This window comes from Aquicoccus sp. (genome assembly GCF_041686535.1).
In the GTDB taxonomy this organism is placed as follows: Bacteria; Pseudomonadota; Alphaproteobacteria; order Rhodobacterales; family Rhodobacteraceae; genus Aquicoccus.
Genome location: NZ_JAWLDS010000002.1, coordinates 90,366 through 100,895 on the forward strand (window position 1 = coordinate 90,366; position 10,530 = coordinate 100,895).

Annotated in this window: 5 protein-coding genes and 1 tRNA gene; 4 read left to right on the top strand and 2 right to left on the bottom strand. The window is 64.5% G+C overall.

The genetic code is table 11. The features are described from left to right. Window positions 1-142 precede the first annotated feature (142 nt). Both ACESL9_RS01205 and pbpC read left to right on the top strand, forming a co-directional pair. Window positions 143-5,575, top strand: a complete 5,433-nt coding sequence (locus tag ACESL9_RS01205) for an alpha-2-macroglobulin family protein (RefSeq protein ID WP_372674408.1) — start codon at window positions 143-145, stop codon at window positions 5,573-5,575. After that, window positions 5,572-7,623 (top strand): penicillin-binding protein 1C, encoded by a 2,052-nt coding sequence (pbpC, locus tag ACESL9_RS01210; protein WP_372613444.1) that lies wholly within the window; start codon window positions 5,572-5,574, stop codon window positions 7,621-7,623. The genes ACESL9_RS01205 and pbpC overlap by 4 nt, the downstream gene beginning before the upstream one ends. On the opposite strand, the gene ACESL9_RS01215 is transcribed toward pbpC, so the two are convergent. Continuing rightward, the gene (locus tag ACESL9_RS01215; protein WP_372613446.1) at window positions 7,620-8,798 is read right to left on the bottom strand and encodes an acetyl-CoA C-acyltransferase family protein; all 1,179 of its coding nucleotides are present in this window, start codon (window positions 8,796-8,798) and stop codon (window positions 7,620-7,622) included. The genes pbpC and ACESL9_RS01215 overlap by 4 nt on opposite strands. Window positions 8,799-8,983: 185 nt before the next feature. After that, window positions 8,984-9,670 carry a M48 family metallopeptidase gene (locus ACESL9_RS01220; RefSeq protein WP_372613448.1) on the bottom strand — a complete coding sequence of 229 codons (687 nt, stop codon included), beginning with the start codon at window positions 9,668-9,670 and terminating at the stop codon, window positions 8,984-8,986. Between the two features lie 137 nt (window positions 9,671-9,807). Between ACESL9_RS01220 and ACESL9_RS01225 the strand changes: the two genes are divergently transcribed. Further along, window positions 9,808-10,128, top strand: a complete 321-nt coding sequence (locus ACESL9_RS01225) for a TIGR02300 family protein (protein ID WP_372613540.1) — start codon at window positions 9,808-9,810, stop codon at window positions 10,126-10,128. Between the two features lie 177 nt (window positions 10,129-10,305). Then, a tRNA-Ala gene (locus ACESL9_RS01230) sits at window positions 10,306-10,381 on the top strand. The last annotated feature ends 149 nt before the right edge of the window (window positions 10,382-10,530 follow it).

A 10,530-nucleotide genomic window follows, 5' to 3' on the forward strand; every position in this document is an offset into this window, starting at 1 on the left:
TTCGAAACTCTCGGATTTCGCTCTCTTGGTCGCCGTGAGGTTCTGCCATTGTGGTGAATTTTTGCTTAAGCTGCGCATGGGGGAATCGTTGCGCAAACGCATGGGTCGTGAGACGATCAATCCATTGCCGACGGAGGATTTCATGCGTTTTTTTCTGCCCTTGCTTTTGGCGTTGACCGGCCTGTCCGATATCGCAGTTGCACAGGATGTCATCCCCGAGCGTCGCCTTGTCGTTACAACAGACGTGGATTTTTACGGCTCCGACCTGCAGTCGATGTTCGATACCGACTTGGAATCGTGCCAGAAGGCCTGCCTTGCAGATCCACAATGTCGGGCCTTCACCTTCAACAAGCGCTCGAATGCCTGTTTTCCGAAATCAGAGATCAGCGAGAGAAACCCCTACGATGGGGCGGTTTCCGGCGAGGTTCTGACGGTCGACCCGCGCATTGCCCGAGACGCCCCCGCCCGCGCGCAAGAGTTGGCTTTCCTGCAGGAGCGCGATCTTGCGCGCGCCGTCGAACAGGCCATTGGAATCGGACCGCTTCATCCCGGGGGGCAATGGGACGTGGAAACCCTCCTGAAGTCGGCGGATGACCGTCGGCGGGCGGGTGACCCGCTCAACGCAATGCGCTGGATCGGGGCCGCGGTCGCGGTATCGGATGCCAGCGATCAGTGGGTTGAATACGGCAGGCTGTCACTGGCGATCGACAGTTCGAATGCGGGCGATATGCGCCAGCATGCCGAGCGCGCGTTTCTCGCGACCGTCAACGGTTATCTGAGGGCCGGGACTGATGCTGAACGCGTCAATGCGCTTTCCGTGATGTCGGAAGCCTTGGAGCGCCTGGGGCGTGGTCGGGACATGATTCCGGCCCTGCGATTGGCCAAGGCAACCTCTGCACGGGAGGATCTCCTGGCCGCGCTGGACGACGCCATTGCAAAACACGGCTTCCGCATCACCGATCACGTGGTCGAAAGCGATCAGGCCGATCCCCGCATATGCGCCGAGTTTTCCGAACCGCTGACCAGGCTCGGGGCCGATTATGCCCCATTTGTCCGCCTGCCGGATCAACGCATGGCGGTTGAAGCCGAAGGGAGCCGGATATGTGTTTCCGGCCTCGCGCATGGTCAGCGCTATACCTTGGTCTTTCGCGAAGGGTTGCCCGCGGAGAGTGGCGAGATCCTGGCTGAGGCTACCGAACTGTCTTTCTACGTGCGCGACCGTTCACCATCGGTACGGTTCCCGGGTCGGGCCTACGTGCTTCCGAGAGCCGGCGACGCGGCGGTGCCGGTCGAGACGGTGAACCTTGATACGGTTGATCTGCGCTTGCGCCATGTCAGCGACCGCAGCGTGCTGCGCGCGATCCAGGAACAGTATTTCGGTCGTCCCCTGCCGCATTTTGCCGACAGGCGCTTTGCCGGGGAAATCGGCGACGAAGTCTGGACTGGGGTCGGAGAGGTGGGCAACGACCTCAACGCGGATGTCCTGACACGTCTGCCCGTCGGTGAAATCATTGAAGGGCTTCCTGCCGGGGTCTACGCATTGAGCGCATCTGTGCCGGGCGAAGACCGCTATGACGATCCGGGTGCGACCCAGTGGTTTGTCTTGTCCGATCTGGGCATTGCGACGATGAGCGGCGATGACGGCCTGCATGTCTTCGTGCGCGGCCTCGGCGATGCCGAGTTGCGCAAGGGTGTCGAGGTGACTCTGGTTTCGCGTGCCAACAGGGTTCTGGCCGAAACGAGAACCGATACCCAGGGCCATGCCCGCTTTGAACCGGGCTTGACCCGTGGTCAGGGCGGCTCTGAACCGGCGCTGGTGACGGCCCGGGATGGCGAGGCGGACATGGCCTTCCTGTCCCTCTCTGATCCGGCTTTCGATCTGTCGGACCGGGGTGTGGAAGGTCGGGCACCGGGCGGACCGGTGGATGTGTTCCTAGCGACGGACCGTGGTGCGTATCGGGCGGGCGAGGTGATCCACGCGACAGTTCTGGCGCGTGACTCCGAGGTTGCTGCGATTGAACAGCTTCCATTGACCGCGATACTGACGCGCCCGGATGGCGTGGAGTATGCGCGGCATGTCTCGCAAACCGGTCTTGCGGGCGGTCATGTTTTCGAAATGCCCATCGGCACCAGCGTTCCGCGCGGTGTCTGGCGGTTGGAGGTCAAGGCGGATATGGCCAAGGACGCGCTTGCCAGCCAGACAATCCTGATCGAGGATTTCCTGCCCGAGCGGATCGATTTCGAAATGTCCTTGCCGGACGGTGGCTTGCGGCCCGGCAGAAACACGACATTGGACGTGGCGGCAAGATACCTCTACGGGGCGCCGGGCGCAGATTTGCTGCTCGAGGGGGACACGGTGCTGCGGACCAGGCGGTCCCTGGACTCCATGCCGGGTTACGTGTTCGGACGGCATGACCGCGAGGCGCCAGCGCGCCGCGGCTCTTTTCAGGGCGAAAGGACAGACGCCGAAGGCAATGCAAGGGTGCAGATCGGGCTGCCGGACGCCCCGGCGGATGACCGTATGCTCGAACTTGACGTGGTTGGCCGGGTGTCCGAGGGGTCAAGCCGACCGGTCGAGCGGCGCGTGACCCAGGCCGTGGAGCCTGCCGGTCCGGTGATCGGCCTCCGGCCGCTCTTCGATGAAGGTGTCGTGGCAGAGGGGACCGAGGCCGCTTTCGACGTGATCGCGCTGTCGCCTGCGCTCAAGCGGGTGCCGATGCAGGTGCGCTGGACGGTCAACCGCGTCGAGACGCGGTATCAATGGTACCAGGAATACGGCAACTGGAACTGGGAGCCCGTGACGACCCGCCAGGCTGTCAAGCGGGGTGAGGCGGCTTTGAGCGCGGAACCGGTGCAGGTCTCCGCCCCGGTCGAATGGGGGCACTATGAGCTTGTCGTCGAGCGAATCGATGGCGGCTATGTCTCCAGCTCGCAGGATTTCCACGCGGGGTGGTACGCACCGGCGGATGTGACCAGGACCCCGGACATGCTGGAGCTTTCGCTCGACAAGCCCGGCTACAGGAGTGGAGACGTGGCGACCTTGCGTCTCGTGCCGCGCTATGCCGGCAAGGCGCTTGTCACGGTCATGTCGAACCACCTGATCGCGATGAAGACGGTCGATGTGAAAGAGGGTGAGAACCGCGTTTCGCTGGATGTCACGGACGACTGGGGTGCCGGGGCGTATGTCTCGGCGACCGTGATCCGGCCCATGGATGTTGCGGCAGCGCAGAACCCGGCGCGGTCGATGGGCCTGTCCTATGCGCAGATCGATCCGGACGAAAAGCAGTTGAGCGTCGAGATCGACGCGCCCGACACCTCCCAACCGCGTGAACCGCTGGATGCGGTGATCCGTGTGGATGGTGGTGAAGAGGACGAGATGGCCTACGTCACTGTTGCGGCCGTCGATGTCGGCATACTCAACCTGACCGGGTTCGAGAGCCCCGATCCGTCCGACCATTACTTTGGCCAGCAGCGGCTGGGCATGGATATCCGCGATGTTTATGGCCGGTTGATCGACGGGATGAACGGGGTCATGGGGGCCGTGCGCTCGGGGGGGGATGCCTCGGACGAGATGCGTATGCAGTCGCCCCCGCCGACGGATGAGCTTGTGGCCTTCTTCTCCGGGCCGGTCGAAGTCGGCCCGGATGGGACGGCAGACGTTTCTTTTGATATGCCGGAGTTTAACGGAACGGTGCGCCTTATGGCAGTGGCCTGGACGAGAACCGGCGTCGGCCAGGGCGCAGCCGAGGTGCTTGTGCGCGATCCCGTGGTCGTCACCGCAAGCCTGCCGCGCTTCATGGCGCCCGGAGACGAAAGCCGGCTTTTGCTTGAACTTGCCCACGCCGACGGACCGGCCGGCCGCATGGGGCTTGATGTATCCGCCGAGGGGGTGACGCTCGACGCCGCGATTCCTTCCGGGGTGACGCTGGCCGATGGCGAAAAGGCCAGCTTTTCGATTCCGGTTGTCGCCGACGCTGCAGGTGATCACAGGTTGCGCGTGGCCCTGACAACACCGGATGGCCGGCAACTCGTGAAGGCGCTGGCGCTGCCCGTTCGAGTGAACGACCCCGAAATCGCGCTCACACGGCGCTTTGTGCTCGGATCGGGCGAGACCTTCACGCTCGACGAGAATGTCTTTGCCGGGATGCGCTCCGGTACCGCCTCGGCAACCGTTTCGGCCGGCCCTCTGGCCAAGCTGAACGCGCCGGGCCTGCTTTCGGCGCTTGACCGCTACCCTTATGGATGTTCCGAACAGGTGGCATCCGCCGCCATGCCGCTCCTGTATTTCGGCAAGGTGGCCACGGCCCTTGGCCATGCCGATCAACGGCAGGTGCAAGAGCGCATAGACCAGTCCATCGCCAGGGTTCTGAGCCATCAGTCAAGCAACGGTGCATTCGGGCTGTGGCGTGCCGCGTCGGGAGATTTCTGGCTCGATGCCTATGTTTCGGATTTCCTGAGCCGCGCGCGGGTCGAAGGCCATGACGTGCCGCAGGCAGCCTTTCGCATGGCCATGGACAACCTGCGCAACCGGGTGAACTATGCCCCTGATTTCGACGAAGGCGGGGCCGACATCGCCTATGCGTTGATGGTTCTGGCCCGCGAAGGGGCCGCGGCGATGGCCGATCTGCGCTACTTCGCCGACGTCAAGGTCGAGACGTTTTCCACGCCGCTTGCGGTTGCACAGCTTGGCGCGGCGCTGGCCATGTATGGCGACCAGACCCGTGCCGACGCGCTCTTCGCGCGGGCCGGGCGCATGATGCAGTCGCGCCTGCAGGACGAGGCCGCGGTCTGGCGTGCGGATTACGGCAGCAATCTACGCGATGCCGCCGGGGTCCTGGGCCTTGCGATCGAGGCGGGCAGCGAAGCGGTCGATCGCAGGCAACTGGCCGACCATGTCGCGCAGACGAGCCGCAGCTTCTCGACACAGGAAAGTGCGTGGTCCCTGCTGGCGGCAAAGGCGCTGGTCGACGATCCTTCCGTGTCCGGGCTGAGTGTGAACGGATCGCCACTCGATGACCCGTTCGTGCGCATGATCGAGGCAGAGGCGCGGGCGCAACCGCAGGCCATTCGCAACGAAAGCGATACGCCGACCGATCTGACCCTGACCACCTTCGGCGTGCCCGAGGTGGCCCCGGAGGCGGGCGGCTACGGCTATCGTATCGAACGGGACTATTACACGATGGAGGGTGAACCGGTTCAGGATCTCACGGCCCGAATGGGCGAGCGTTTCGTTGCCGTGTTGCGCATAACGCCGTTCGAGCGGGGCGAGGCGCGGCTCATGATCGACGACTCGCTGCCTGCCGGGTTCGAGATCGACAACCCCAATCTCCTGCGCTCGGGTGATATCCGGGCGCTGGACTGGCTTGACCCGCAAGAGGCCGAGCACGCGGAGTTCCGGTCCGATCGTTTCCTTGCCGCGGTCGACTGGCGCTCGGACAAGGCGTTCCAACTGGCCTATATCGTGCGCGCCGTCTCGCCCGGTGAGTTCCATCACCCTGCGGCACAGGTCGAGGACATGTATCGCCCGCACTACCGCGCACAGACTGCGGCAGGACGGCTGATCGTCTCGGAATGAAGCGGGTCGCCTGCATCGCCGGACTGCTGGGCATTGTCGTGGCGATGGTCGTGGGCTGGGCGCGGTTCGATCGCTGGATCGACATCACCGCACTGCCGCCGCTTGCGACCGAAACTTCCGTCGAAATGCGCGACCGGAACGGTGACCTGTTGCGGGTCTACACCGTGGATGAGGGGCGCTGGCGCATGGCAACCGGCGTCGCACAGGTTGACCCGCTTTATCCCGAACTGCTGATCGCCTTTGAAGACAAGCGTTATTTCTCCCATTCCGGCGTTGATCCATGGGCCATGGTGCGGGCCACCGGACAGGCGCTGTGGCATGGGCGGGTCGTTTCGGGTGCCTCGACCCTGACGATGCAGGTCGCGCGCCTGCTGGAAGACAGCGGCACAGGATCATGGGGCGGCAAGCTGCGCCAGATCCGCCTTGCACTTGCACTGGAACGCAAGTTGAGCAAACACGAGATCCTTGACCTTTACCTCACGCTCGCACCCTTCGGCGGCAACCTCGAAGGCGTACGCGCGGCAAGCCTCTCCTGGTTCGGCAAGGAACCCCGGCGCCTGACCCCGGATGAGGCGGCGCTCCTGGTAGCCTTGCCGCAATCGCCGGAAACCCGGCGGCCCGACCGCGATTGGCGCGCGGCAAGGGCGGGGCGCGACCGCGTACTTGCGCGTGCGCATGATGCGGGCGTGATCTCGGGCGAGACGCTGGAAAGCGCTTGGGCGGCCCCGGTGCCACGCCAGCGACAGCCTTTTCCTGCCCTCGCTCCGCACATGACGGACCGGGTGCGCACCGCGTCCCCCTTGTCGATGCGGCATTATCTGAGCCTGGATCGCCATTTGCAGGAGGCACTGGAACGACTTGCCACCGCGCGACTGTCGGACCTGTCGCGGCAAATTTCGGTCGCGATCATGGTGGCCGACCACAGCAGCGGCGAAATCCTCGCGTCGGTCGGCTCGGCCAGCTACGGCAAGACATCGTCGCGGCAGGGATTCGTCGACATGACGCGGGCGGCGCGGTCGCCGGGATCCACCCTCAAACCACTGGTTTACGCCATGGCCTTCGACCTGGGACTGGCCCATCCCGAGACGGTGATCGAGGATCGGCCGGTGGCCTTCGGTTCATATGCCCCGAGAAACTTCGACGGGCGTTTCCGGGGCGAGATCCGCGTGTCCGAGGCGCTTCGCCTGTCTCTCAATATCCCCGTGGTCCTGTTGATGAACGAGATCGGACCCGCCCGGTTCATGAGCGGATTGAAGCGCGCCGGTATCGGCCCCACCGTGACCGGGGGCAAGCCCGGGCTTGCCGTCGCATTGGGTGGTCTCGGCATTTCCCTGCATGAGCTCGTCCAGCTGTTCGCGGGTCTCGCCCGGGGCGGTGAAGCCATTGAGCTGAGTTGGAAGCCGGACGAGTCATCGGTCCATGAACGCCAACGTTTCGTCAGCCGCGCCGCCGCGTGGCATGTGGGCCATATCCTGTCGCAACTGACACCTTCGGAGGCCAAGGCGAACGGGCGGCTGGCCTTCAAGACAGGCACGTCATACGGCCACCGCGACGCATGGGCCGTGGGCTATGACGGCCGCCACGTGGCCGGGGTCTGGATCGGCCGGCCTGATGGCACGCCGGTTCCGGGCGCCTTTGGCGGCGATCTGGCGGCGCCGCTTCTGCTCGAGGTGTTCCAGCGCCTGAAACCCAAACTTGATCCGCTTCCACCCCCGCCGCCCGAGGCACTGATCCTGGGCAATTCCGACCTGCCTGCGCCGCTTCAAAGGTTTCGCGGGCGTCAAGCGGTATTCAGCGCGGAGGCCGATGCTCCGGTGCTGGCATTTCCGCCAGATGGCGTGCGGGTCTCGCTGGAGGAGGGCATGCCGCTTGTGGTCAAACTGCGCGACGGGGTGCCGCCCTTTGCGGTTCTGGCGGACGGGGCCCCGCAGGTCACTGGCCACTACCAGCGCGAGATCGCCTTGGAGCATGTCGGAAAGGGGTTCGTGACCCTGTCGGTGATTGACGCGCGCGGGCGGTCCGCGCGCGCCGTGGTCGAGGTCGATTAAAGCCGTTCGATCGCCAGCGCGATCCCCTGGCCGCCACCGATGCACATGGTGATCAGGGCCTTTGATCCGCCGAGCCGCTCAAGCTCATAGAGTGCCTTGACCGTGATGATCGCGCCAGTTGCGCCGACCGGGTGGCCAAGCGCGATTGCACCGCCATTGGGGTTCACCTTGGCCGGGTCGAGGCCCAGTTCCTTGTTGACGGCAAGGGCCTGCGCGGCGAAAGCCTCGTTCGATTCGATCACGTCGAAGTCGTTGATCTCAAGCCCGGTCCTGGCCAGAAGGTTCTTCACGGCGGGGATCGGGCCGATGCCCATCACCTCGGGCCGAACGCCGGCATGGGCGTATCCCAGAACGCGCGCTTTGGGTTTGAGACCGGCCTTTTCCGCCGCGTCAGCGCGGGCGAGCACGACGGCGGCGGCACCGTCGTTGATGCCGCTGGCATTGCCTGCGGTCACGCTGCCGTCCTTGCGGAAGGCCGGGCGCAAGCCGGCAAGTCCTTCCTGCGTGGTGGAGGGCTTGGGGTGTTCGTCGGTGTCAAAGGCGACAGTGTCACGTTTGACCTTGACCTCGACCGGAACGATCTGGCTCTGGAAATGACCCGCCTCGATGGCCTTCGCGGCGCGTTGCTGGCTCTCCAGCGCAAAGGCATCCTGCTTTTCGCGCGAAATCTGATGCTCGCCGGCGACATTCTCGGCAGTGACGCCCATATGGCCCGTGCCGAACGGACAGTTGAGCGCACCCAGCATCATGTCGAGCGTGCGGATATCCCCCATCTTGGCGCCCCATCGCTGGTCTGGCACGATGTACGGTGCGCGACTCATCGCTTCGGCCCCACCGGCGAGACCGAAATCGGAATCGCCGAGCATCAGTGACTGCACCACCGAAACGATCGCCTGCGCACCCGAGCCGCACAGGCGGTTGACGTTCATCGCGGGTACCGTATCGGGAATGCCCGCATCGATTGCCGCCACGCGGCTGAGATACATGTCGCGCGGTTCGGTGTTGATCACATGGCCAAAGGCCACATGCCCGATCTGCGCACCATCGACGCCCGAACGTTCCAGCGCCGCCTTTGCCGCGATTGCCCCGGTCTGCGCGGGCGGTGTTCCGGCGAGCGCGCCGCCGAAGGTTCCGATGGCAGTGCGGGCGCCGTCGAGGATTACGATATCTGTCATGAGCCTATCCCGAAAAAAGTGACGTGTTTCCGCACGCAGCATACGCGCTGTGGCCAGCGAATGGCAGGGCTACGTTTCGTCATTTTGTCCCTTGTTTCCAGCCCAAAGGATCTTTGCGCGCATCGGGTCGGTAATTTCCGCACGCACACACCCGCGTGCCGCGTTGCCGCGCAGGGCAGTTGGTCTCAGAACTGGTAGCGGTGCAGACCCGGGCCATGATCGCGCAGCCAGCGGCGCGGCGCGGAACAATCCCCGTAGAGCCGCGCAACATGCTGCCAGAAACGTGGTGAATGGTTCATCTCGGCCAGATGCGCAACCTCGTGCGCGGCGACGTATTCCAGCACAGCATCCGGCGCCATGATCAGCCGCCAGGAATACATCAGCCCACCCTGCGAAGAACAGGATCCCCAGCGCGAACGCGTGTCGCGCAGGGTAAGCCGTGTATAGGACAGGCCCAGCGCGGCAGCGTAGCGGTCGGATGCCTCGGCCAGGCGGTCGCGGGCGGTCTGCTTGAAAAACCCTTCGAGCCGGGCTGCCGCGCGATCGGGCGCACCGCCGACATGCACGCATTCCTGTCCGGCCCGGACCCCGCGTCCCGAACCGGGCAGAACCCGCAAGAGACGCCCGCGAAACGGCAGGTCACAGCCGATTCCCACCGCTACCGCGTCATGGGTCCGGTCCAGCTGTTGGCGCAGCCAGTCCGCCTTCTCATGGGCAAACGCGAGCGCCGTGCCGTCAGGTGTGCCCTGCGGGCAGGTCAGCGTCACCCGCCCGTCCAGCGCCGACACCCGCAGCGAAATGCGCCGTGCCCGCCCCGAGCGCCGCAGCAAGAGTTCGACCGGCGGGTCGCCGGGGATGACATGCACGCTCATGACCGCGGTTTCGCCCGCTGCACTGCGACCTTGAATTTCTGCATTCCCGAAAGTCCCTGAAAGCCTTTGACACCCTGCACATGTTATGGCAGTTGGCGCGGATCGTCGACAAGACAAGAGAGTTCAGAGGGATTGCCATGCCCAAGGAAGAATGGGGCGTCAAACGCGTCTGCCCGACCACCGGAAAGCGGTTTTACGACATGAACCGGAACCCCGTGGTAAGCCCCTATACCGGTGAGACCATCAATATCGAGACCGGCAAGCGCAGCCTGCTGTCCGCCGATTCCGAAGATGCCGTGACCAAGAAGACCAAGAGCAAAGAGAACGAACTGGAAGCGGATGTTCTCGATGAGGATGATGTCGAGGTTGATCTCGACGCGGATGTTCTCGAAGATGACGACGACGACAACGTGTCGCTCGACGAGATCGCCGATGTCGCGTCGGATGACGACGACTGACCTGCAACGCCGGTTGCATGTGATCGGAATGCGCCCTGCCAGGCAGCGGCGCATTTTCTGTTGTGCGGACCCTCGCGGGTCATCGCGGGTCAGCCACCCGCGAAAACCGCGATTTTCCGCTTGATCCCGCCCGGCGCTTTGCCTAGATAGCGGCGACAGTCCAACGGCTGGACTTTCGGGGCCTTAGCTCAGCTGGGAGAGCGCTTGCATGGCATGCAAGAGGTCAGGGGTTCGATCCCCCTAGGCTCCACCAAATCCCTGCGTTGCAAGACCCATCCTTGATTGTCCGTTCCCCCTGCGGCGTTCTCACCTCGCCGGCACGCCACGTTCAGGCCGGTGCGGGACAGAAGCCGCCTGTCCTGGCGCCTCCGTGTCATGGTGGCAAAGGCTTGCCTTGTCCGG

Excerpts from the sequence above, each read along its gene's own strand:
- pbpC (WP_372613444.1), top strand. The coding sequence starts at position 5,572 with ATGAAGCGGGTCGCCTGCATCGCCGGACTGCTGGGCATTGTCGTGGCG.
- ACESL9_RS01220 (WP_372613448.1), bottom strand. The coding sequence starts at position 9,670 with ATGAGCGTGCATGTCATCCCCGGCGACCCGCCGGTCGAACTCTTGCTG.
- ACESL9_RS01225 (WP_372613540.1), top strand. The coding sequence starts at position 9,808 with ATGCCCAAGGAAGAATGGGGCGTCAAACGCGTCTGCCCGACCACCGGA.
- ACESL9_RS01215 (WP_372613446.1), bottom strand. The coding sequence starts at position 8,798 with ATGACAGATATCGTAATCCTCGACGGCGCCCGCACTGCCATCGGAACC.
- ACESL9_RS01205 (WP_372674408.1), top strand. The coding sequence starts at position 143 with ATGCGTTTTTTTCTGCCCTTGCTTTTGGCGTTGACCGGCCTGTCCGAT.